The sequence below is a fragment of the Paraburkholderia sp. BR13439 genome, from assembly GCF_040948805.1.
Lineage (GTDB): Bacteria > Pseudomonadota > Gammaproteobacteria > Burkholderiales > Burkholderiaceae > Paraburkholderia > Paraburkholderia youngii.
The window spans coordinates 193,438-215,298 of sequence record NZ_JBFPKN010000002.1 but is presented as its reverse complement, the minus strand read 5'-3'; the positions used below and the strand labels follow the sequence as shown (position 1 = coordinate 215,298).

The window sequence follows — 21,861 nt, the reverse complement described above, 5'->3', positions numbered from 1 at the left end:
TCGATTCAGTGAAAGCCGTAGATCTGCATCGTGGTCTCTCCGGCCTCGATGCGCTTGCAGATTGCCGCTTCATCGATTTCGCGCTGCGCGGCTTTCGCGACCACTTCGGACGCACGAGCACGCGGTACCGCAACCACGCCGTCGCGGTCGCCGACGATCAGGTCGCCGGGCTCGATTGTCGTGTTGCCGAGCAGCACCGGCGCATTGAGCCAGCCGATCGCGCCATAGTCCTTGCCCGTGCCGCGAATCGACAGACCGCGTGAGAACACCGGGAAGCCAATCTGTTCCAGCAGGTCGGCATCGCGCACGCAGCCGTCGATGACGAGGCCCGCAAGACCACGCACCTTGGCCGCCGTGGTCATGACCTCCCCCCAGTAGCCATGATCGTACGCACCGTTCGCGTAGACGACGAGTACGTCGCCCGGGTTGGCCGCGAGGATGGCACGGTGCAGCCAAAGGTTGTCACCGCCTGGCGAATGCACGGTGAATGCCGTGCCGCAGATCCGGAAGCCCGGCGCGACCGGCCTGATCGAAGTCGGCAGCACGCCGATCTTGCCGCCGGCCTCGTGCAATGCGGCTGCCGGCACGTTGCGCGCGGCTTCGACGACCTTCGCGTCGACGCGCTCGAAATCGGTGCGAATCGTCGTCGACGAATCGTGTTCCTTGACGTTGTTCGTGGCGCTCATTACTTCCCCTTGGTCTGCAACTGGTGGTACTTGAACTGCCTGCGTGCCTCGTCGAGACGCATGCCGCCACGGCAGGCCTCGCGGATCGCTTCTTCAGCGTTGTGAATCGTTTCGGCAGCCTCGAGCACAGCGTCCTCATGCTCGCGCGGAATCACGATCACACCGTCGGCATCGCCGCGCAGCAGGTCTCCCGGCGCGACACGCGCCTCACCGATATTGACCGGTACGTTCACGGCTTCGACCTGCACGCGGTCCTTGCCAGTGCGCATCCAGTGGTCGCGGCTGAACACCGGGTAGCCGAGCTTCAGGCACAGCGCGACGTCGCGGCACACTCCGTTGATCACTGTGCCGGCAATGCCGCGGCGGTGCGCGATCTCGGTCATGATGTCGCCCCACACGGTGGCGTCTTCACGGCCGTTGTTGTCGAGCACGACAATGCTGCCGACCGGCACGTCGTCGATGAAGTCGCCCACGGTGCCCGGCGGGTTCGAAGGCGGACCGTATTTGATCGTGTAGGCGCGGCCGGTGCTGCGAAAATCCGTGCTGCGGGGCTTGATCCTGTAGCACTGGCCCACGATGCCGAGCTTGTCGAGTGCGTCGGAAAGGGTCGCCGTGTCGAGCTTTGCAGCGCGCTCGACGTTCTTGTCCTGAGTCGTCATGGAATGGATTCCTGCGTATTTCCTGCGTTTGTCCAGATGCCGCTTACTTGAGCATATGCTCGTAGTTGCCGCCCATCACCTGCCCGACCGGCGTGCCGGCCAGAATCGCCTTGGCCATCGCGGCCTCCTTGTTGACGATCATTTCGGCAACTTCCAACACGGCTTCGATGTCGGCCGCGCGAATGAAAATCGCGGCGCTGTTGTCCGCCACGACGTAGTCGCCGGCTTCCACGCGAACGTCACCGATCCGCACCGGAATATTCGTGCCCTTCTCGACCACGCGGCCGCGCGCGGTGCGAGCCGTCGTCGAGCGGCTGAACACGGGCAGTTCGTACGCCACGGCTTCGTCGATGTCGCGCACCGGGCCGTCCGCGACCACGCCGGCCACGCCGCGCACCTTCGCCGCCAGCGACAGCAGACCGCCCCAGCAACCGGCTTCCACGCCGCTACTCTGCTCAATGACGATCACGTTCTCGCCGTCGGCCTGTTCGACAGCCGTGCAACCAAGGTGCACCGGCGGCCCCGGGGGCGCTTCGCCCGTGCCAAGCTTGACGGTGATCGCGCGGCCCGCGACGCGGCCCGCACCGGCGCGTTGCGGCAAACCGCTCACCACGCCGCTGAGTTTGAGTTTGTCGAGCGCGTCCGAGACGGCGCAGCAATCGAGCCGGCGCAGGCGCTGTACGTTTTGGTCAGCCATGATGTGTTGTACTTTCCTGAAAGAAACTTGAAGTGTCATCCGAGCCCCCGTGCTGAACGGACCGGGCTGCCGGGTTCAGTCGAGCGTATGCCAGGCCGCGAAAGCGAGGCCCGTGCCGGTCATGGCCGGCGTGCGGTAACCGGGCACGTAGTTGACCCATTCGAGCTCGAGTGACTTCAGTGCCTCTACGCCGATGATCCAGTTACGGATCTCCGAACTGCCAGCCTGCAACTTCTTCGGATCCAGCGCGGCCAGCCATTCACTGTCCTTGCGGCGGATCGCATCGATGATGCCGGTGTCGAGGTCCTCGTCCACGACGAAGTGCGACAGGCCGCCGGAAGCCAGCACGCCCACTCGCAGGTCTTCCGGGTAGGCCTCGATCAGCTCGCGCAGTGCCCGGCCGAGCTGGATGCAGCGGCGCGGCGTGGGCTGGTTCGGTGGATCGAACGTGTTGACGATCACCGGAATCACTGGCAGGTCGAGACCCTGCAAATAGCGGCGGTGAATGAATGAGAACGCATGGCCCTCGTACTGGTCGCGCTCGAGACCGTCCATCGCCGCGATGTCGAAATCGCGGTCGCACAGTTCGCGGATCAGCCAGCGCGCCATGTCGGCCTTAACGGGGTAGTGCACGTCGGCATCGGGCTCCTGGCGCATCGTGCGAGCGCGCGCATACCAGTTCGCGTTCGGGCTCACCTCGCGCTTCGCGTTGCGGATCGTCTCGCCATAGTAGATCGCGAATGCCGGGTTGTTCGTCGTGCGAAACAGTTCTGTCTGGTCGTCGCCGACCACGAGCAGCACGTCGAGTTTCGCCGCGCGGATACGATCGCGCACTTCGTCCATGGCGGCTTCGGCCTGATCGTAGCGCTCGCCCATCCTCTCGGCCGACACCATCGCCTCGGAATCCGTCGGGGCGATCTTTAGCAGCGCTTCATACGTCGTGGGGTTGCCGAGGCGATCGAAGTAATGCGGATTCTTCGGATCGACCTGCTTGAAACCATGCTGCCAGTCTTCGCGCTGGCAAACCAGCATGATGCTGTGCGATGAACCGAATCCGGCGACCAGTCGTGCCATTTCGTCTCCCTCTCTTAATACTTGCCGTAAGCGCGCGTCAGACCACGAAGGCCGAGCGCCACTGCTCTATCTGTTGATCGTCGTAGCCAAGCTCGTTCAGGATCGCCTGCGTATGCTCGCCCTGCTCTGGCGCGAGGCGCGGCGTCTGCGCGCGCGGGTAGCGCGAAAGACGGAACGGCGTGCCGACGAACGACACTTCGCCCTTGCCCGGCACATCGGCCGGCCACGCGACGCCCAGATGCTTGACCTGCGGATCGTCGAATACTTCGTTCACCTTGTAGATCGGGCCGCACGGCACGCCGACCTTGATCAGCAGCTCGGTCCACTCGCGCGTGGTGCGCGTGAGGAACACATCGCCGACCGCCTTGTTGACCGCATCGCGGTTCTCCACGCGGGCAGGATCCGATTCGTAGCCAGGCTGGCCGACCAGCTGCTGCAAGCCGAGCGCCTCGCACAGGCGCCCGAACATCGCATTGCCGATCGCGGCCAGGTTCAGGAAGCCATCGCTGGTCGGGAACACGCCGGTTGGCACAGTGAGCGGATGCTCGTTGCCGACCTGCTGCGGCACCTTTTTGTCCACCAGCCACTGCGCGGCCTGGAAGTCGAGCATCGCGATCTGCGCTTCGAGCAGCGAGGTCTGCACCCACTGGCCCTCGCCCGAAGCTTCGCGCTCGAGCAGCGCGGTCATGATCGCCTGTGCGCAGAAGTGCCCCGAGCACAGGTCTGCAATCGGGATGCCGACGCGCATCGGGCCTTCGCCCGGCTTGCCGGTGAGGCTCATCAAGCCGCCCATGCCCTGTGCGATGGAGTCGAAGCCGGGCCACTTCGCATAGGGGCCATCCTGACCGAAGCCCGAAATGCTTGCATAAACGAGGCGCGGATTGGTGGCGCGCAGCGTTTCGTAGCCGATGCCGAGGCGATCCTTGACGTCCGGGCGGAAGTTCTCGATGAAGACGTCTGCACGCTTGACCAGCTCGCGAAGAATCTCGAGGCCGGCCGGGTCCTTCATGTTCAGCGTCAGGCTTTCCTTGTTGCGGTGCAGATTCTCGTAGTCGGCGCGGTTATGGTCACGCCCGCCGATCATGTCGTCGCCGCCCGGCGCGCCTGGCGGAATCTCCAGCTTGATCACGCGCGCGCCCATGTCCGCGAACACGCGCATGGCCGTGGGGCCCGCGCGTACGCGCGAGGCGTCGATGATCGTGAAACGCGACAGCGGACCTTTGTTCGGATCGTGGCGGCCGTGCTGTTCCTTGAAATCGGCTGACATGCCTTGTCTCCTCTCGGGATTTCGTTCAGGCCGGCGTGAACATCGGCACGGGGTATTCGCCTTCGCTCGGCTTGAAGACGAGCTTTACGCGCTGGCCAACCGAGAGCGCCGCGGGATCGCAGTCGACCAGATTGGTCAGCATCGTCACGCCTTCGTCGAGCGTCACGTAGGCGAGCGTGTAGCGCGCCTCGTCCTTGCCCATCGTACTGAACGAATAGACCGCGCCCAGCCCCTTCGTATCGAACCATTCGGTGTTCGAGCTCATGCAGTGCGGGCAGATGTCGCGCGGGTAGTAATGCGTTTCACCGCAGTCCTGGCAGCGCTTGATAAGCAGGCGCCCTTCCTTCGCGGCGACCCAGAACGGCATGGCCTCGGGTAGCACGCGCGGCGCGTGGATGCGGCGCGGGCCAGCGGGCTTCGCGGCGGGTCTGGCAGCAGGCGCCGCGCCCTGAGCCGGTGTGCCGGTGGTCGATTGGGTTGTGCTCATGATTACTCCCGTTCCATGATCAGCGTGCCCGCGGTGTGACGCGACGCCAGCGCGCCGCCGATACCGTTCGCGAGCGCGATATCGCAATCTTTGACCTGCACGGCCGGATGAGCCTCGCCGCGCAGTTGGCGCACGGCCTCGATCACCTTCGTGACGCCACCGCGGTTCGCGGGATGGTTGTTGCACAGACCACCGCCATCGGTGTTGAACGGCAGCTTGCCGACGCCCGCAATCAGGTTGCCGTCCATCACGAACTTGCCGCCCTCCCCCTTCTTGCAAAAGCCGAGGTCTTCGAGCTGCATGAGCACTGTGATCGTGAAGCTGTCGTACAGCGACGCATACTTAATGTCCTCCGGCGTGAGGCCAGCCTCGGCGAACGCGGCCGCGCCCGACCACTTCGCCGCCGACCAGGTCAGGTCGATCTTGCCGCCGGCCGCGTGCTTGGGCGCCTCGCCCGTGCCCCGCACCTTGACGAGCGGACGTTTGAGCTTCTTCGCGATCTCCGGACGCGCGACGATCAACGCACCGCCGCCGTCGCTCATCACGCAGCAGTCCAGTCGATGCAGCGGATCGGACACCATCGGCGAACTGACGACGTCCTCGACGGTCACGACATTGCGCAGCATCGCGTTCGGGTTGTGCTGCGCGTGGTGCGAGGCCGCCACCTTGATCCATGCGAGTTGTTCGCTCGTGGTGCCGAATTCGTACATGTGACGCTTCGCGACCATGCCGTACAGGTTCTGCGTAGCCGGCCCGAACGGCAGCTCGAACTGCACTTCCGGCGCGTCCGGGTCCGGCGCCTTCAGCGACAGCGCGGCGCCTGCTGCGCGCGGACGGCCCGCTAGCGTGATCAGCGCCACGTTGCAACGGCCGGCCTTGATCGCTTCGGCCGCGTGCGCGACGTGAAGGATCGGCGCGGAGCCGCCGCATTCCGTCGAATCGACGTGGCGAAGCTTGAGGCCGAGGTATTCGGCGACTGTCGTGGTGCCGAGGCCAGGCGCGTCACCGGCGCAGAAGTAGCCGTCAATGTCGTCCCTGGTCAGGCCCGCGTCGTCGAGTGCGCCCTTTGCCACATCGGCGTGCAGGCGCAGCACCGACAGTTCGTCGGCCTTGCGCGTCGGGTGCTCGTAAGCCCCGACGATATACGCTGCTCCGTTCAGGCTCACGCTTCCCCCTGTGCAAGACGCTGCGAAGTGAAGCGCTGGAGATGCCAGCTCGCGTCGCCATAGGTCATGTTGATCGCGAACATGCGCTTCGCGTAGTGGCCGACGCGGCACTCTTCGGTCATGCCCATGCCGCCGTGCAGCTGGATGCCCCATTCGCCCGCTGTGCGGCATGTGTCGCCGACATAGGCCTTCGCCGCCGACACGAAACGGCGGCGCCGGTCAGGATCGTTGCCATCCACGGCCATCGCGGCGGCGCAGGCCATCGACTTGCTCTGTTCGAGCGAGATCAGCATGTCGGCCACCCGGTGTTGAAGCGCCTGGAACTTCGCGAGTGGCGCGCCGAACTGTGTGCGTGTGCTCAGGTGTTCGGACGTGTGTTCGAGCAGTGCTTCGAGCACGCCGACCGACTCCGCCACCAGCGCGGCGTTCGCGCGGTCGAGGGCAGCTTCGATGAGGTCGTGGGCCGCACCGGCCGAACCGATCAGATCGGCCTTGGTCACCGACACATTGGCGAACGTGACGTGCGCGGCTTCACGTGCGTCGATTGTCTCGAAGTTGCGCAGGCTGATGCCGGGCGCCTTCGCGTCCACGAGGAACAGAGTCAGGCCTTGCCTGTCGCCGCGCTGGCCCGAGGTACGCACGGCCACCACGAATGCGCCAGCGATTGCGGCGTCGAACACAATGGTCTTCGTGCCGTTGATCTTCCAGCCGTCGCCAGTTTCGGTTGCTGGCACCGCCAGACGCGTGACGTCGTAACGCGACTCGGCCTCGCTAACGGCGAACGCCAGCACTTCTTCGCCTCTTGCCACGGCTTCGAGCCATGTGACCTTCTGTTCGTCGCTGCCGGCCGAGCCGATCAGCGTGGCAGCCGGCAGCCCGCTCGCTAACCAGCCCGCTCCGCCGAGCGCGCGACCCAACTGCTGCGCGACCAGCATCGTTTCCACCGCACCGTAACCGCTGCCGCCATGATCGGCGTCGATCACGAGGCCGGTCACGCCCATCTGGGCCAGCCCACGGCGACGCCTGGCGGCAAGTTCGCGGTCCTCGGCGTTGCCACGCAGATGCGCGGGATATTCGCCATCGCAGAAGCGGCGCACGGCGTCTTGCAGCGTGACGTGATCTTCAGTCAGAGAAAAATCCATGTTCGTATTCCGCCTCAAGCATTGAAGAACGCGCGGCTAATCAGATTGCGCTGCACTTCGTTGGTCCCGCCGTAGATCGACGCTTTGCGAGCGTCGAAGTAGTTCGCCGCGACCGCGATCAGTTCGTCCGGGCTCGGGCCGTCGTAGCCGGCTGCATCGAGCATGGCCTGCTCGTCGAACGGCACTGCAAAAGGACCGGCGATTTCTGTCAGGAGTGCGTAGATGCCCTGGCGCAGCTCCGTGCCGCGAACCTTGAGCATCGGCGCCTCGACCGTAGGCACGCGGCTCGACTGATTCGCGCTCAGCATGCGCAGGCCAGTGAATTCGAGCGCCATCAGCTCGACTTCGAAACGGCTGATGCGCGACTGGAGCAGCGGATCGTCTTCGAGGCTCATCCGCTTCGCGAGATACCTGGCTCGGGCCAGCTGCTGCTTGCACGAGCCGATGCCAGCGATACCGGTGCGCTCATGGCCGAGCAGAAACTTGCCGTAGGTCCATCCCTTGTTCAGTTCGCCGACGAGGTTTTCCTTCGGCACACGCACGTTGTCGAGGTAGACCTCGTTGAGGTCCGTACCGCCTTCGAGCATCTTGATCGGGCGAACCTGGACGCCCGGCGCATGCATGTCGATCAACAGAAACGAGATGCCTTCCTGGGGCTTCGCGCTCGGATCGGTCCGCACGAGCGCGAACATCATGTCGCACCAGTGAGCGTACGAGGTCCAGACCTTGTGGCCGTTGACGATGAAGTGATCGCCTTCATCGTCCGTGGCAAGCACGGCCGTCGTGCGCACCGCCGCGAGGTCCGAGCCCGCGCCCGGCTCCGAGAAGCCCTGCGCCCACCAGGTTTCGCTGCGCAGGATCTTCGGGATGTACTTCGCTTTTTGCTCGGGTGTGCCGAATTCGTTGAGCACCGGGCCGAGCATGTTGATGCCGCTCGCCACGATCCGAGGCGCGCCGCCCAGCAGCGTTTCTTCGTCGAAGATGTAGCGCTGCACGTGCGTCCAGCCCGGTCCACCATGTTCTTTCTTCCACGACGGCGCGATCCAGCCCTTCTCGTACAGCAACGTGTACCACTCGACATAGTCCTCGCGCTCGATGCGCAGGCCGAGCTCGGCCTTGCGCTTCAGACGCGGTGACAGATTGTTCTTCACGAACTCGCGCACTTCGCTGCGAAATGCCTGGTCCTCGGCGGAGAATTCCAGTTTCATTCGATGTGTCTCCTCAGATCCAGGGCTCAGTGATGGGTCGAGGCGCCCTGAGCGCCGCACACGACGAGCGCGTCGAGCGCGAGCACACGGTCCGGGTAGGCCACCAGCGGGTTGACGTCGATTTCTGTGATTTCGGGGTTCGCGCGCATCTGCTCGGCAATCGCCGCCACGGCCTTCGCGACCGCACGCACGTCGACGCCTGCCGCGCCGCGCACGCCTTCGAGCATCGCGGCACCCTTCAGTCGGCCCAGCTCGACCAGGATGTCGTCTTCCGACAGGTCGGCCGGCACGAGGCGCACATCCTTGAGCACCTCAATGAAAATACCTCCTAGGCCCACGAGCACGACCGGCCCCCAGTCCGCGTCGCGTTTCGCACCCACGACCAGTTCCAGACCGCGCGGGCCCATCGCTTCGACCAGCGCGCCGTCGAGCATGAGTTCCGGGCGATGCGACTTCACGCTCGCATGCAGCTTGCCCCAGCCGGCGCGCAGCGCGGCGGCATCAGCGAGGCCGACCACCACGCCACCGACGTCGCTCTTGTGCGGCAGTTCGCTTGCCTGGGCCTTCAGCACGACCGGGTAGCCGATTTCATCGGCGATCTCGAGCGCTTCGTCGAGCGACTTCGCGAGACCTCCCTTCGGCACCGGCAGACCGGCCGCGGCAAGCCAGCCCTTGCCCTGGTATTCGGCGAAGATGCCGTTCGGCGGCACGGCGCCCGGTAGCGGGATCACCTTCGGCGCTTCGGTCCTCGCACGCTCGGCGCGCGCTAGCGATTCACCATATGCAGCCACGCGAGCGCAAGCGCGCAGCGCACGATCCGGTGAGCGGAAGAACGGCACGCCGCTCGCGGCGATCGCGTCCGTGAAGAAATCCTTGAGCGGGTTGTCATCGCCCATCACCACGAGCACGGCGGGTTTCGTTGCACGCGCCAGCGCCGGCACGAGGTGATCGGCCTTGTCGCGCTGAGCGATCGACGGGCCGCCCATGATCGCGAGCACGAGCGAACCGATGTTCGGATCGCTCAGCACCGTGTCGATCAGTTCGCCGATCAGGCCCGGGTTGCGCACGCCAATCGTCGTGTAGTCGAGCGGGTTGTCGGCCACGGCGTAGTCGGGGAGCAGTTCGGTCAGCTTCCTGACGGTCGCGTCGGTCAGGCGTGGCAGCGTCAGGCCGATGTCCTCGGCGAAATCGAGCGTGATGTTCTTGACCGCGCCCGAGGCCGTCATCACGGCCGTACCGGCTGCAGGGGGGGCCGGGAAGCGGGCCAGGATCGTCGTCGTATCGAACAGTTCGTCGAGCGAATCGACGACCACCACGCCTTCGCGCTGCAGCAGGACACTCGCCGTCGCGTGATCGCCTGCCAGTGCGCCTGTGTGAGACTGCGCGGCCTCACGGGCGCGGGCGCTCTTGCCCGGCATCAGCATCACGATCGGCTTGCCTGCGGCGCGTGCCTCGCGGGCGAGCAGCAGAAAGGTCTGCGGACGACGGATCTGCTCGGCGTAGACCGCGATTGCGCTCGTCTGCGGATCGGCGATGAACCAGGCCAGGTAGTCTTCGATACCGAGGCTGGCTTCGTTACCGGTCGAAACGGTTGCCGTCATCGGTTGGCCACGGCCCATGAACGCGTCGCGCAGGTTCGCGGCCATCGCGCCGCTCTGCGCCACCACGCCCACGCCATGGCGGCCGCCGCTCGGGTACGGCGCCACGGCTTCGAAGGTCACCGGCACGCCGGCCTGGAAGTTCGTGAAGCCCATGCAGTTCGGGCCGATCAGCGCCACGCCGCCATCGGCTGCCACACGCGCCAGCTCTTCCTGCTTCGCGCGGCCTTCGTCGCCCGCCTCGGCATAACCCGACGCAAAGATCACGGCAGCGCCGGCCTTGAGCGTGCCGAGCGTGCGCACCGTGTCGAGCACGCCCGACTCCGGAATGCACAGCACGGCCAGATCGATACCTTGCGGCAGCGCCTCGACGCTGCAGACACAGGCGCGACCGTTGATTTCCTGGCTGCTGCGCGACACGAGATGGATTTCGCCCGCATAGCCGAAGCGCTCGAGGTTCTGCAACACGAAATGACCGAAAGCGCGCGGATCGGCGGATGCACCGACGATCGCGATCGACTTCGGCTTGAGCACACGCTCGACAGGGTGCACGCCTGCGACATCTATAAGGCTCTTGCTCATCTGATCTGACCTGTGATGTTGATTGGATGCGGATCTGGCATACCAGAAACGGCTGTGATGTAACGCATTCTGGCATACCAGAGCCGGCTTCTCAATACACCAGACCCTCAAAACCGACCCTGGTACTTTCCCTAAGCGGCGGCGGAATGCGTCCACCAGATCGACGCACGCAATTGAAATATAAGGACTTTATGGCCAGCACCCATGATTCCGAAGGGACGACCGGGACACTCCAAGACAAACACTATGTTGCATACCACAAACTTGTGTTGGTATATTTCACTACCAATTTCCAACCCACCGAGCATGGCAACTCAATGAAACTTGCAGCAGACCCCACTCTTGAGCGTAGCGGCGCGGCGGGCGAAGCGCCCGAGCCGCCCGCCCGCGGTAGGGCCAGTCTAGCGAGCGATATTCGGGCGACCCTGCAGGCCGAAATCGAACAGGGCAAGCTCGCACCGGGCACGTTGCTCGACGAGCGTGCACTCGCGACGCGCTTCAAGGTGTCGCGCACGCCGGTTCGCGAGGCGCTGCAACATCTGGCCGCGCGCGATCTGGTCGTGATCTCGCCGCGCCAGGGCATTACGGTGGCCCGCCTGTCGATTGGCAAGGTGCGCGCCATGCTCGAATACATCGGCGAGCTCGAGACACTGTGCGCGCGTTTCGCCGCGCGCCGTGCGAGTGACGAACTGCGCGAGCAACTGGATCATGCGCTTCTGGCATGCCAGCAAGCAGCCGTGGAAGACGATGTCGACCGGTACGCGATCGCCAACGCGCAGTTCCACGAGCTGATCTACGAAGGCAGCCGCAACCAGTACCTGGCCGAGCAGATCCGCACGGCGCGCCGCCGCTCGGCGCGCTATCGCATGTCCGACCTGCGCAACCGCGGCCAGATCGCGCGTTCGCTGCAAGAGCACTTCGGCATCGCGCGTGCGATCCAGAGCGGCGACGAAACCAAAGCCGCCGAAGCCATGATGAAACATGTGCCGGCCGGCACCACCGGTTTCTCGGAGTTCCTCGCGGCGGTGCCGCGCCATTTCTTCGATTTGGGCGCGGACTGACACGCGCCCTCCAACACGACTAGACACGGAGGAGACATGCCCCAATCCATCGACGTTCCCGGCCTCGCGCACAAGGTGCCGATCCCGCTCGGTGCGCGCGCCGGCAACGTGCTGTGCTCGTCGGCGATTGCGGGCAAGGATCCCGGCACCGGCAAGCTCGCCGAGACGCCGGCCGATCAGGTTCGCCTCGCATTCGAAAACCTCAAGCGCTTCCTCGACGCGGGCGGCGCCACGCTGGACCAGGTGGTGAAGCTCGCCGTCTACGTCAAGGACGACTCGGTGCGCGCACACATCGACCCGCACTGGTTGGCCTTCTGGCCCGATGCCGCGCATCGCCCCGCACGCCATGTGACCACGTACGACCTCCAGCACGGCATGGTCATCCAGCTCGAAACCCTTGCGGTAGTCGCTTGAGCGCGACCCAAGCGCGCCGTACCCAAGTCATCGCAGTCTTTTGCTGAACACTCCGAACCCAACTGAGGCTCATCCATGATCATCGATTCCCACGCCCACGTCGTCATGCCCCCGCAAAGTTTCCGCTACATGGCCGAACTGGTCGGTGGACGCGCGAACCCGTCGAGCGCGCCGAACATCCCCGACGAAGCCGTGCGCAAGCAGGCCGAGGAACTCGTGCGCAGCATGGATTCGGTCGGCACCGACATCCAGTTCATTTCGCCGCGCCCCTACCTGCAGATGCACTCAATCAAGCCCGCGCGGGTGACGCAGCTGTGGACGCGCCACTGCAACGACCTGATCAAGCGTTTCGTCGACATGTTCCCTGACCGCTTCCGTGGCGTGGCCGGCCTGCCGCAGTCCATGAACGACTCGCCGGCGGAGCATTGCGTGGCCGAACTCAAGCGCTGTGTGAACGAACTCGGCTTCGTCGGCACGCTGCTGAACCCGGACCCGACCGAAGGCCACGGCCCGGCGCCGGCCGGTCTCGGAGATCCGTTCTGGTACCCCCTCTATGACGCGATGACCGAACTCGACGTGCCCGCGCTGATCCACTCCGCAGGCAGCTGCAACCCACGCGAGTCGTACACGCTGAAGTTCATCAACGAAGAGAACATCGCCGTGATCTCGCTGCTCGAATCGACGGTGTTCGAGAAGTATCCGAACCTGAAGATCATCGTCGCGCACGGCGGCGGCGCGATCCCCTACCAGATGGGCCGCTTCCGTTCGTGGGCCGCGCGCCGCAACAGCCCGCAAAGCTTCGACGACCAGCTCAGGAAGCTCTACTTCGACACCTGCAACTACTCGAAGGATTCGATCGAACTGCTGCTCAAGGTCGCCGGCACCGACAACGTGATGTTCGGCACCGAAAAACCGGGCACGGGCAGCGCGCGCGATCCGATCTCGGGCCGTGACTACGACGACATGAAGCCGGTGATCGAAAGCATCGAGTGGCTGACCGACGAGCAGCGCAAGAACATCTTCGAATGCAACTGCACGCGCGTCTACACGCGTGCCTTCCGCCACTACAAGGACTGACGCGCAAACCGCGAAGCCCGCAGAGGAGAGATCATGGCAATGACTCGTGAGGACAATGAGCTGCTGACGCGCGTCGAGAACGGCGCGCCGATGGGCGACATGATCCGCCAGCACTACTGGATTCCGGCCGTGCCGTCGGCGAAGCTCGAAGCCGACGGCGCACCGGTGCTGGTGCGTTTGCTCGGCACGAACTACGTGGCGTTCCGCGCGACTGACGGCCACGTCGGCGTGGTGGACGAACTGTGCCCGCATCGCCGCACGTCGCTGATGATGGCTCGCAACGAGGACAACGGCCTGCGCTGCATCTTCCACGGCTGGAAGATGGATGCGACCGGTGCCGTCGTCGAAGCGCCGAACCAGGTCGGGGATCAGGCGCAGTTCTGCAAGCGCGTGAAGACTGGCCAGTACCGCGTTCAAGAGCGAGGCGGCCTCGTGTGGGTGTGGCTCGGCAAGGGCGACACGTCACCGGTGTTCCCCGAGCTGCCGTTCATGGACCTGCCGCCCGAACACCGCTCGGTGACGAGCGTCGAAGTGCCGACCAACTGGGTGCAGGCCGTCGAAGCCTCGATGGATTCGTCGCACGTCGGCGTACTGCACGAATCGACCACGCAGATCACCGCGGGCGGCGGAAACGAACGCATGCTCATGTCGAAGGCGCTCGCGCCGCGCTTCGAGTTCGAAGATCGTCCGTATGGTTATCGCTATGCCGCGCTGCGCGACATGCCCGACGAGAAGGTCTACGCACGCGTGAACAACTTCGTGATGCCGTGGTACGGCATCATCTGCCCGCCTGATGCGAAAGGCCCGACCACGGTGTTTTTCTCGACCCCGGTGGACGACGTGACGCACCGTGCCTGGTTCGTGCAGTACAACCCGCACCGCCCGCTCGGCATGACGATCATGTCGGCCACGCCGGACGTCTGGAATTTCCCGCCACTGCCGCCGGGCACGCGCGAGGAATCGTTCGGCCAGAACCGCGACCTCATGAAGCGCGGCCACGCGACGGGCTTCTACCAGCACCTCGGCACGGAAGACTTCGCGATGTTCCTCGGCCAGGGCGCGATCTACGACCGCACCCAGGAACAGCTGTGCTCGGCCGACGGCGCCGTGCTGCGCGTGCGCGCATTGCTGCTGAAGGCGGCGCGCGAGTTCATGGCCGGCAAGACGCCGACCCTCGCCGAGAGCCCCGAACTCGATTACTCGAAGGCCGTCTCGGTCGGCGGCGTGATTCAGGCCGGCGCCGATTGGCGCTCGCTTGCGGACTCGAAGTAGCACCGCGAAATAAAACCCTGCAGTAAAACCGCGCGGCGTTCCCGCGCGGTGAGACCGATGCAATCTCCACGGAAAGACCACCATGCTCGCGCCTACTCTCAAGCTGCGTGTCGCGTCAGTCGGCGCGCCGACCTCGCTGATCAAGTCCCTCACGCTCGAAGCTGAGGACGATGCGCTGCTGCCCGGCTACGAGCCGGGCGCACACATTCAGGTTGAGATCCCTGCGGCCGATGGCGGCGTCGCGCAATGGCGCTCGTATTCGCTGATCAACACTGATCCGCAAGTCGATACGCGCGCGGGTGTGCGTGCCTACCGCCTCGGCGTCCGGCGCGAGGACGAAGGCCGCGGCGGTTCGCGCTTCATGCACACGCTGCAGGCGGGCGCCACACTCACGGTGCGCGCACCCGTCAACCACTTCCCGCTCGCCGCACCGCCCTCGGTCATCCTGATCGCGGGCGGCATCGGCATCACGCCGATGGCGGCTATGGCGGCGGAACTGAGCAGGCAGAACCGCGACTACTCGCTGCACTTCTCGGGCCGCACGCGCGACGCGCTGCCGTTCGTCGAAGAACTGCGTGCCGTCGCGGGCAAGCGCCTCGTGCTGCACGCCGACAACGACAACGCGACGCGCCTGTCGATCGACGTGCTGCTCGACGGCGCCGAGGTCAACCAGCCGATCTACGTGTGCGGGCCGTCCGGCATGATCGACGCGGTGCTCGCGGCGGCACGCCAGCGCGGTTGGCACGAGTGCGACCTGCATTACGAACTGTTCAGCGAAGTTGCACCGCAGGACGGCGACAGGACGTTTGAAATCGAACTCAAGTCCTCGGGCAAGGTGCTGACCGTGCCCGCCGACAAGTCGGTGCTCGACACCCTGCTCGATAACGGCGTCGACGTCATGTACGACTGCCGTGCCGGTTACTGCGGTCTGTGCTCGACCCATGTGGCGAGCGGCGACATCGAGCATCGCGACACCTACCTCTCCGATACGGACAAGGCGGGGGGGAGAGTCATGCAGGTGTGCGTGTCGCGCTGCAAGAGCGAACGCCTCGTGCTCGACCTATGACCTGTCGCCCGGTCATTCTGAACATCACCAGACAAACATCCAACGGAGCACCGCATGAGCGAAACCCAGGTTACCTATGAACTCGACGGCGCCGTTGCGCTGATCGGGCTGAATCGTCCCGAGAAGCGCAACGCGATCAACGAGGAAGTGATTGCGCAACTGCGTGATGCCGTCAACCGCGCCGGCGACGAAGCCATGTGCGGCGTGATCTACGGCCATGGCGGTCACTTCTCCGCTGGTCTCGACCTGCGCGAGGCGCTATCGCGCGCCACCGGCCAGACCGCCCCGCCGAAGAAGCGCCGCCGTCATTCGTGGCACGAAGTGTTCGACCTGATCGCGCGCGGCCCTATTCCGTTCGTCGCGGCGCTGCACGGCGCCGTGGTCGGCGGCGGTCTCGAACTGGCGACGGCGGCACACGTGCGCGTCGGCGACAACTCATGCTTCTTCGGGCTTCCCGAAGGCCAGCGCGGCATTTTCGTGGGCGGCGGCGGCACGGTGCGCATCCAGCGTGTGGTCGGCTATACCGTCATGGCCGACATGATGCTGACGGGCCGTCTGCTGACCGCCGAGGAAGGCCAGCGCGAGCACATCATCACCTATCTGACGCCGCTCGGCGGCGCACTCGACAAAGCCAGGGAAATCGCCGCAAAAATCGCGCAGAACGTGCCCGACACCAACTGGCGCATCACCAACCTGCTGCCGCGCGTGAACGATCTCTCGCATGAGGACGGCCTGTTCCTCGAGTACATGAGCTCGAACATGATGCGTTCTCCCGAAACCGCCGCACGTCTGCAGAGTTTCGTGGACGGAAACGCCAAACTCGTCAAGCCGGAGTAAAGCAACGATGAATGCACCCGCAGAATTCACGCCGCAGGAAGCTGCGGCACTGGCCCATGTGAAGGCCGCCGAAAAGGTCGCCGCGCAAATCCCGGTTGCCGCCGGTGTCAAGCCGCGCGATATCGGGCGCGCAGCCGTGATCGGCGCGGGCACAATGGGCGGCGGTATCGCCATGGCGCTCGTGGCGGCCGGCATCCCGGTCACGCTGATCGACGCGAACGACGAAGGTCTGCAGCGCGGCCTCGCACGCATCAGCGACAACTATAACCAGAGCATCAAGCGCGGCAAGCTGGACGACGCCACGCGCGAGGCCCGGCTCGCGCTGATCACGGGCTCGACCGCGATCGCCGACGTCAAGGACGCGGACATCGTCATCGAGGCCGTGTTCGAAGATCTCGGCCTCAAGCAAGGCATCTTCCGCGAACTCGATCGCCACGCGAAGGCTGGCGCGATCCTCGCCACCAACACGTCGGGCCTCGACATCAACGAAATCGCGGTTGTCACGACGCGCGCGCAGGACGTGGTGGGCGCGCACTTCTTCAGCCCGGCGCACGTGATGCGTCTGCTCGAGGTCGTGCGTGCCGACGACACCTCCGACGAGGCGGTCGTCACGCTGATGGAACTCGGCCGCCGCATGGGCAAGGTGGCGGTGTACTCGCTCGTGTACCCCGGTTTCATCGGCAATGCGCTGTTCCGCAACTACAATCGCGAAGCCCACTTTCTCGTCGAAGACGGCGCGCTGCCGCACGAAGTCGATGCCGCGCTCAAGGATTTTGGCTATGCGATGGGTATTTTCGCGGTGCACGACATGGCCGGCAACGACGTCGGTTACCAGACGCGCAAGGCGCAGATGGCCACGCGTCCGAACGATCGCCGCTGGAACGACCTGATCATGAAACTGGTCGAGATGGGCCGCCTCGGACAGAAGAACGGCAAGGGCTGGTACCGCTATGAAGCGGGCGACCGCACGCCGCATCGCGACCCGGAGATCGAGCAGTACATCGTCGAGGAATCGGCACGCCTGGGTATCACGCGCCGTTCGATTCCGAAGGAAGAGATCATCAAGCGCTGCATGTACGGCATGATCAACGAAGGCGCGAAGCTGCTTGAACAGGGTATCGCGCTGCGCGCGAGCGATATCGACGTCGTGTACGTGACAGGCTACGGCTTCCCAGCCAAGCTCGGCGGCCCGATGTACTACGCCGACCAGATCGGCCTCGCCAATGTCTATCAGGACATCAAGCGCCTGTACGAAGAGTACGGCTACTGGTGGAAGCCTGCGCCGCTGCTCGAAAAGCTTGCGGCCGGCAACGGCAGGTTTGCCGATCTCTGATCTCCGCAATCAAGCATGCTGCCCGCTTCACGCGGCAGCATGGCTCGAATAGAAAGGCCAGCCCTCATGTGAATGAGTATCTGGCCTTTCTTTCTTGACGAAGCACAACCCAGCTGTTTCGTTGTTGGCGCGAAAGCTCTCCCACATGCACAACGACGCAACCGGGCGTGATCCGGTCTGCAGGACGAGCAAACGCCACGCATAAGCGTGGCGTCCGAGGCATGGCATGCCGGGAAACCCCATGCATACCTGTACGGCTTGTTCCTGACCGGTCAGAACAGGTGACGAATACCGACTTGCACGGCGAGCTGGTTGGCGGTGCTCGAACGCCCGTTCCCAAAGATTGCATTCGTACCGACGCTGGCGCCGTATGACATCGGCGTCGAGATCAGGAAGTTGTCAGCAAATTGGCGACCAGCAAATGCATGCTGCAGGGTGCCAAAGGCATACACGTCCGTACGCTTGGACAGGCGATAGTCGGCACCGAAGCTATACAGATTGAATTTGCCGAGCTGACGCTGATCCATATAGGTAAAACCAGCACCGAACGTCATAAACGGCGAAGCCTCATAGGTTAGGCCTGCTTCATAGCCGCTTGACACGACGGTGCCAAGCGTCCGGCTATTCGCACTCGTGTACGTGTAGACACCGTTCAAGGCGAAACGATCACCGAGACGCACTTGACCAGCCAACGCTGCCGTGTAAATCGCATCGGCCTGTAGGGCGTATTGCGCCATCGTACCTGCGCCCGGTCCACCAGTTGCACCGACGGCACCACCTTGCGTGCGGGTAAAGCTTGCGGCCACCGAGTACGGCGCCTTCGACGTACCGGTCGGGCTGTACTTCAGGCCAGCACTGAATACGCTCGCTGCACCGTTGAACGTACCGCCGAGACGTCCCGGCGTATTGCTGAAACCATACATCACGCCAGCACCGAAGCCGTGCCAGATCGGCGTTTCATAGCGCACCATGTTGCTGACTGGCTCACCCGCCAGGCGGTCGACGTCATACGAACCGTGGAACGCATACGACGGGGCGAACTGGGCAACGTTCGTGTAGTACGAAATGTAATCGTAGATGAAGTCGTAGTCGTAACCGGCAATCAAGGTACCGAACCTGTCGCTCGTCAGACCGACAAAAGCGCGGCGGCCGAACAGCGCGCCGCCGTGACTCGCCGTACCGGTATTCAGCGAGAAACCGTTCTCGAGCGTGAAGATTGCCTTCAGACCGCCGCCCAGGTCTTCGACGCCACGCAGACCCCAGCGCGACGCCTGATTGATGCCGTCGTCGAGCTTGAACTGCGAGCTGCCTTTTACGTTGTTCACGTAGGTCAGGCCATTGTCGATAATGCCGTACAGCGTGACGCTGCTTTGTGCATGCACACCTACCGAAGCCAGCGCTGCAATCGCCCCTGCCAATAGTTTCTTCCTCATGTCCACGTCTCCACCTATCTCATTTTTTCAGATCAAACGTAATTTGCTGGTCAGCTTCGCACCGGAACCCGAACCATCCCGGTTCCGGGCACTAAACCCCGCCCGCTACACTCGCCATCGGCTTTAATATTCCAGCAACCGGTTCGTGGAATACTAGTTACGATTTTGATGCATACCTGTTGCAGCGCGCAAGAATACATTTAGGATATCGACCTATCGTTTTCCCTCACCGGTCATGCGAGCAGACCACGCGGCGCGCAAAGGCTTGCCAGAATTGGGCCTTGGAGGGGATAGCGGGAATGAAGGTGGGAACTGCAGGAATGGGAAGGCGTAAATCGCGCGGCGCAGCGATGTATGCGTACAACAGTGTGTAGGTATACCTATTGCGTCGGGCCGTCAGTTCAGTTTGGCAGCCAGAAGAAATGCCCCCAGGGAGCTCAGCTCATAAAAAGGGGGCAACGAACGGCAGGGGCGCGGGACTCGACCATCCCGGAAGACGCCAATACGGCGCATCAACGATCGTCGTAAGGCGGTTCCGTTGAGGAAGAACCACCGTCTCGCCCAGGCGTGGGCGCACTCGCGAAGTACTCTTCCGGCAAAGTGGCGAGGAACTCCGAAAAGCCCGGCGAGTGCTCGGCCATCGCGGCTTCGGCGGCGGCTTCGTCGCCGGAAAGCAACGCCTGAGCGAGCTTCTGGTGATCGGTGATGGCCTTCTCGCGGCGGCTCGGCGCGAGGAACGGCTTGGGCCGGTAACGCGAGATCAGGCGGCGGATGGAACGAATCTGATCAGCCAGATAATCGTTGTGGCAGGCGTTGCAGAGCACTTCGTGGAATGCCACATTGGCGCGGGCGAAAGCGCGCGGATCGTTATCCTGCAAGGCGGCGACGCCTTCGTCGATCGCCTTTTGGAGCGCCGCTCGCTGTTGGTCGTTCATTCGCCGCGCGGCGAGGCGGGCCGACACCACCTCAAGCTCGCTGAGCAGTTCAAGCACGTCACGCAGTTGCGGCACCGACATCTTGCTCACGAATACGCCCTGCCGCGGCACGATCTGTACATACCGCTGCGCGGCAAGCTGCTGAAGCGCCTCGCGGATTGGCGTGCGCGAGACATTGAAGCGGGTCGCCAGTGCTCGCTCGTCCAACGTTGCGCCCGGGACCAGCTCACCTCGCTCAATTTCCGCTTCGAGAAGGGCCTTGATTTCAACCGACCGGCTTATTTTTGGGATCTGGCTCATCGAACGAGAATGACAGACATAAAAGGTTTAACAGAAAACATGAATTCCTATGATACCGCAGAGGTATACCAGATATGCATTTCCCGACTAGCGATAATGCGAAACGGCGCCGTATTTGCATACGGCGCCGTCGGGACAATGCTCGCCAAACAGGACTTACGAATTCTTCAGATGACGCGTCGCGCGGAGGTAATGGAAGGCCGACCAGATTAGCACCACGCTCGCCGTCAGCATCGCGTAGCGCACACCATTGGCCGAGGCGTCATGACATGCCGATGCAAATGGACCCTGCAACACGGCCGCGGCACCATGCGGTCCTTTCGGCACGGTACACACCGCGTGGAAATCACCTTGCGTGAACAGGTGCGATGCGAAACGATCACTGAGAAAACCCACCGTCGGCGTACCGAGGCCCTGACCGATCAGGTTCATCAGCAGGAACACAATGGCCGACGCGGTAGCACGCATGCGCGGCTCGACGATGCTCTGCACCACCGCGAAGGTCGGGCCGTTCCACACGTTCAGCAGGATCGTGCCCATGAACAGCAGCGCGACGCTCAGCTGCCACTGATTTGCGATGAAGGCTAGTGCCAGCAGCGGGAAACCAAGTCCAGTACCCAGCGCCGGGATTCGCGCATACCAGCGGCGATCGTTGACGCCGACCCGGTCCGCACACACGCCGCCGAGCGTAGTGCCGATGATGCCGCCGACGCCGAGCACCAGACCGAAAATCACGCCGGCCTGGGCAAAACTCATGCTGTAGACGCGGATGAAATACATCGGGATGAACAGGTTGATACCGTACTGGCCAAACGCACCGATCACCGTGCCGAGCAGCATCTGCACGAAGGCGCGGCTCGAGGTCAGCCGCTTGAACACCACGCTCAGGGGCGGAGCACTGGCGCTGGTGCCGGCTGCGACACCATCGGCGCCGCCGCGCTTGGGCTCACGCAGTGTCAGCCATGCCAGCAGGCCAAACACGAGCCCCGGCAGGCCCACCACAAAGAACACTGGACGCCAGCCCAGATGCTCCACGAGCCAGCCGCCTCCGAACGCGCCGGCCAGCACGCCGATCGGCGGTCCCAGCGCATAGACGGCGAGCGCGCTCGCCCGGCGGCGCGGACCGAACTCGTCGGCGATCAGCGAGTGCGAGGTCGGCGTGCTGCCGGCTTCGCCGATACCCACGCCGAGGCGATACAGCATCAGTTGCCAGAAGCTGCCTGCCGTGCCGCAAAGCGCGGTCATCGCCGACCAGGCGACGATCGAGACCGAGATCAGCACGACACGATTGAATTTGTCAGCCAAACGCGCAATCGGCAGACCAAGCACCGAATAGAAAATCGAAAACGCGAGGCCGCCGAGCAGCCCGACCTGATAATCACTAAGGCCCATGTCCATCTTCACGGCCTGACCAACAACCGCGACGATGATGCGATCGACGAAGCTCGACGCATAGATCAGCACGAGCATCAGCAAAAACCATCCGCGATACCAGCTGCTGCTCGATCTCGTGCCCACATTCTGGGCGGTCAGTTCTTCCATATTGCGCGTCTCCACTCATTCGGGG

At 64.0% G+C, this 21,861-nt stretch carries 20 protein-coding genes; 7 read left to right on the top strand and 13 right to left on the bottom strand.

The genetic code is table 11. The features are described from left to right. Nucleotides 1–5: 5 nt before the first annotated feature. From AB3X96_RS04910 to AB3X96_RS04865, 10 genes are all read right to left on the bottom strand, one after another. On the bottom strand, nucleotides 6–686 hold the full coding sequence (locus AB3X96_RS04910) for a 4-carboxy-4-hydroxy-2-oxoadipate aldolase/oxaloacetate decarboxylase (RefSeq protein ID WP_368588813.1): 681 nt from the start codon (nucleotides 684–686) through the stop codon (nucleotides 6–8). Beyond that, nucleotides 686–1,345, bottom strand: coding sequence for an RraA family protein (locus AB3X96_RS04905; RefSeq protein ID WP_368588812.1), 660 nt, complete (start codon nucleotides 1,343–1,345; stop codon nucleotides 686–688). The genes AB3X96_RS04910 and AB3X96_RS04905 overlap by 1 nt, the downstream gene beginning before the upstream one ends. 43 nt (nucleotides 1,346–1,388) lie before the next feature. Continuing rightward, nucleotides 1,389–2,042, bottom strand: a complete 654-nt coding sequence (locus AB3X96_RS04900; protein WP_368588811.1) for an RraA family protein — start codon at nucleotides 2,040–2,042, stop codon at nucleotides 1,389–1,391. 75 nt (nucleotides 2,043–2,117) lie between these two features. Next, nucleotides 2,118–3,116 carry a protocatechuate 3,4-dioxygenase gene (locus AB3X96_RS04895; protein WP_368588810.1) on the bottom strand — a complete coding sequence of 333 codons (999 nt, stop codon included), beginning with the start codon at nucleotides 3,114–3,116 and terminating at the stop codon, nucleotides 2,118–2,120. Nucleotides 3,117–3,153: 37 nt separating this feature from the next. After that, the gene (locus AB3X96_RS04890; protein ID WP_368588809.1) at nucleotides 3,154–4,383 is read right to left on the bottom strand and encodes a CaiB/BaiF CoA transferase family protein; all 1,230 of its coding nucleotides are present in this window, start codon (nucleotides 4,381–4,383) and stop codon (nucleotides 3,154–3,156) included. Between the two features lie 25 nt (nucleotides 4,384–4,408). Then, nucleotides 4,409–4,870, bottom strand: coding sequence for a Zn-ribbon domain-containing OB-fold protein (locus tag AB3X96_RS04885; protein ID WP_176126015.1), 462 nt, complete (start codon nucleotides 4,868–4,870; stop codon nucleotides 4,409–4,411). A 2-nt stretch (nucleotides 4,871–4,872) separates the two neighbouring features. Continuing rightward, nucleotides 4,873–6,036 carry a thiolase domain-containing protein gene (locus AB3X96_RS04880; protein WP_368588808.1) on the bottom strand — a complete coding sequence of 388 codons (1,164 nt, stop codon included), beginning with the start codon at nucleotides 6,034–6,036 and terminating at the stop codon, nucleotides 4,873–4,875. Next, nucleotides 6,033–7,178 carry an acyl-CoA dehydrogenase family protein gene (locus AB3X96_RS04875; protein WP_368588807.1) on the bottom strand — a complete coding sequence of 382 codons (1,146 nt, stop codon included), beginning with the start codon at nucleotides 7,176–7,178 and terminating at the stop codon, nucleotides 6,033–6,035. The genes AB3X96_RS04880 and AB3X96_RS04875 overlap by 4 nt, the downstream gene beginning before the upstream one ends. Nucleotides 7,179–7,192: 14 nt before the next feature. Further along, the gene (locus AB3X96_RS04870; protein WP_368588806.1) at nucleotides 7,193–8,386 is read right to left on the bottom strand and encodes an acyl-CoA dehydrogenase family protein; all 1,194 of its coding nucleotides are present in this window, start codon (nucleotides 8,384–8,386) and stop codon (nucleotides 7,193–7,195) included. Between the two features lie 26 nt (nucleotides 8,387–8,412). Further along, entirely contained in the window at nucleotides 8,413–10,566 is a 2,154-nt protein-coding gene (locus AB3X96_RS04865; RefSeq protein ID WP_368588805.1) for an acetate--CoA ligase family protein, read from the bottom strand. A gap of 26 nt (nucleotides 10,567–10,592) precedes the next feature. Here AB3X96_RS04865 and AB3X96_RS04860 point away from each other — a divergent pair, with 26 nt between their 5' ends. The 7 genes from AB3X96_RS04860 (at nucleotide 10,593) to AB3X96_RS04830 (ending at nucleotide 17,626) form a co-directional block, all read left to right on the top strand. Continuing rightward, nucleotides 10,593–11,627 carry a GntR family transcriptional regulator gene (locus AB3X96_RS04860; protein ID WP_368588804.1) on the top strand — a complete coding sequence of 345 codons (1,035 nt, stop codon included), beginning with the start codon at nucleotides 10,593–10,595 and terminating at the stop codon, nucleotides 11,625–11,627. Nucleotides 11,628–11,663: 36 nt separating this feature from the next. Further along, nucleotides 11,664–12,041, top strand: coding sequence for a RidA family protein (locus tag AB3X96_RS04855; RefSeq protein WP_368588803.1), 378 nt, complete (start codon nucleotides 11,664–11,666; stop codon nucleotides 12,039–12,041). A gap of 75 nt (nucleotides 12,042–12,116) precedes the next feature. Next, complete coding sequence (locus AB3X96_RS04850; protein ID WP_368588802.1) at nucleotides 12,117–13,118, top strand: amidohydrolase family protein; 1,002 nt, start codon at nucleotides 12,117–12,119, stop codon at nucleotides 13,116–13,118. Between the two features lie 33 nt (nucleotides 13,119–13,151). Further along, nucleotides 13,152–14,390 carry a Rieske 2Fe-2S domain-containing protein gene (locus AB3X96_RS04845; protein ID WP_368588801.1) on the top strand — a complete coding sequence of 413 codons (1,239 nt, stop codon included), beginning with the start codon at nucleotides 13,152–13,154 and terminating at the stop codon, nucleotides 14,388–14,390. Between the two features lie 82 nt (nucleotides 14,391–14,472). Continuing rightward, nucleotides 14,473–15,456 carry a 2Fe-2S iron-sulfur cluster-binding protein gene (locus AB3X96_RS04840; protein WP_368588800.1) on the top strand — a complete coding sequence of 328 codons (984 nt, stop codon included), beginning with the start codon at nucleotides 14,473–14,475 and terminating at the stop codon, nucleotides 15,454–15,456. A 54-nt stretch (nucleotides 15,457–15,510) separates the two neighbouring features. Continuing rightward, complete coding sequence (locus tag AB3X96_RS04835) at nucleotides 15,511–16,293, top strand: crotonase/enoyl-CoA hydratase family protein (RefSeq protein ID WP_368588799.1); 783 nt, start codon at nucleotides 15,511–15,513, stop codon at nucleotides 16,291–16,293. A gap of 7 nt (nucleotides 16,294–16,300) precedes the next feature. After that, nucleotides 16,301–17,626 (top strand): 3-hydroxyacyl-CoA dehydrogenase NAD-binding domain-containing protein, encoded by a 1,326-nt coding sequence (locus AB3X96_RS04830; protein WP_368588798.1) that lies wholly within the window; start codon nucleotides 16,301–16,303, stop codon nucleotides 17,624–17,626. Nucleotides 17,627–17,898: 272 nt separating this feature from the next. Here AB3X96_RS04830 and AB3X96_RS04825 read toward each other — a convergent pair whose 3' ends face one another. The 3 genes from AB3X96_RS04825 to AB3X96_RS04815 all read right to left on the bottom strand — a co-directional run bounded on the left by AB3X96_RS04825 (nucleotide 17,899) and on the right by AB3X96_RS04815 (nucleotide 21,836). Continuing rightward, entirely contained in the window at nucleotides 17,899–19,059 is a 1,161-nt protein-coding gene (locus AB3X96_RS04825) for a porin (protein ID WP_368588797.1), read from the bottom strand. 512 nt (nucleotides 19,060–19,571) lie between these two features. Continuing rightward, nucleotides 19,572–20,294 (bottom strand): GntR family transcriptional regulator, encoded by a 723-nt coding sequence (locus AB3X96_RS04820; RefSeq protein WP_368588796.1) that lies wholly within the window; start codon nucleotides 20,292–20,294, stop codon nucleotides 19,572–19,574. 156 nt (nucleotides 20,295–20,450) lie between these two features. Next, nucleotides 20,451–21,836 carry a spinster family MFS transporter gene (locus AB3X96_RS04815; RefSeq protein WP_368588795.1) on the bottom strand — a complete coding sequence of 462 codons (1,386 nt, stop codon included), beginning with the start codon at nucleotides 21,834–21,836 and terminating at the stop codon, nucleotides 20,451–20,453. Nucleotides 21,837–21,861 lie beyond the last annotated feature (25 nt).

What these genes read in the sequence shown, in the direction of transcription:
- AB3X96_RS04910 (WP_368588813.1), bottom strand. Translation starts at nt 686, where the DNA reads ATGAGCGCCACGAACAACGTCAAGGAACACGATTCGTCGACGACGATT.
- AB3X96_RS04905 (WP_368588812.1), bottom strand. Translation starts at nt 1,345, where the DNA reads ATGACGACTCAGGACAAGAACGTCGAGCGCGCTGCAAAGCTCGACACG.
- AB3X96_RS04900 (WP_368588811.1), bottom strand. Translation starts at nt 2,042, where the DNA reads ATGGCTGACCAAAACGTACAGCGCCTGCGCCGGCTCGATTGCTGCGCC.
- AB3X96_RS04895 (WP_368588810.1), bottom strand. Translation starts at nt 3,116, where the DNA reads ATGGCACGACTGGTCGCCGGATTCGGTTCATCGCACAGCATCATGCTG.
- AB3X96_RS04890 (WP_368588809.1), bottom strand. Translation starts at nt 4,383, where the DNA reads ATGTCAGCCGATTTCAAGGAACAGCACGGCCGCCACGATCCGAACAAA.
- AB3X96_RS04885 (WP_176126015.1), bottom strand. Translation starts at nt 4,870, where the DNA reads ATGAGCACAACCCAATCGACCACCGGCACACCGGCTCAGGGCGCGGCG.
- AB3X96_RS04875 (WP_368588807.1), bottom strand. Translation starts at nt 7,178, where the DNA reads ATGGATTTTTCTCTGACTGAAGATCACGTCACGCTGCAAGACGCCGTG.
- AB3X96_RS04870 (WP_368588806.1), bottom strand. Translation starts at nt 8,386, where the DNA reads ATGAAACTGGAATTCTCCGCCGAGGACCAGGCATTTCGCAGCGAAGTG.
- AB3X96_RS04865 (WP_368588805.1), bottom strand. Translation starts at nt 10,566, where the DNA reads ATGAGCAAGAGCCTTATAGATGTCGCAGGCGTGCACCCTGTCGAGCGT.
- AB3X96_RS04860 (WP_368588804.1), top strand. Translation starts at nt 10,593, where the DNA reads ATGCGGATCTGGCATACCAGAAACGGCTGTGATGTAACGCATTCTGGC.
- AB3X96_RS04855 (WP_368588803.1), top strand. Translation starts at nt 11,664, where the DNA reads ATGCCCCAATCCATCGACGTTCCCGGCCTCGCGCACAAGGTGCCGATC.
- AB3X96_RS04850 (WP_368588802.1), top strand. Translation starts at nt 12,117, where the DNA reads ATGATCATCGATTCCCACGCCCACGTCGTCATGCCCCCGCAAAGTTTC.
- AB3X96_RS04845 (WP_368588801.1), top strand. Translation starts at nt 13,152, where the DNA reads ATGGCAATGACTCGTGAGGACAATGAGCTGCTGACGCGCGTCGAGAAC.
- AB3X96_RS04840 (WP_368588800.1), top strand. Translation starts at nt 14,473, where the DNA reads ATGCTCGCGCCTACTCTCAAGCTGCGTGTCGCGTCAGTCGGCGCGCCG.
- AB3X96_RS04835 (WP_368588799.1), top strand. Translation starts at nt 15,511, where the DNA reads ATGAGCGAAACCCAGGTTACCTATGAACTCGACGGCGCCGTTGCGCTG.
- AB3X96_RS04830 (WP_368588798.1), top strand. Translation starts at nt 16,301, where the DNA reads ATGAATGCACCCGCAGAATTCACGCCGCAGGAAGCTGCGGCACTGGCC.
- AB3X96_RS04825 (WP_368588797.1), bottom strand. Translation starts at nt 19,059, where the DNA reads ATGAGGAAGAAACTATTGGCAGGGGCGATTGCAGCGCTGGCTTCGGTA.
- AB3X96_RS04820 (WP_368588796.1), bottom strand. Translation starts at nt 20,294, where the DNA reads ATGAGCCAGATCCCAAAAATAAGCCGGTCGGTTGAAATCAAGGCCCTT.
- AB3X96_RS04815 (WP_368588795.1), bottom strand. Translation starts at nt 21,836, where the DNA reads ATGGAAGAACTGACCGCCCAGAATGTGGGCACGAGATCGAGCAGCAGC.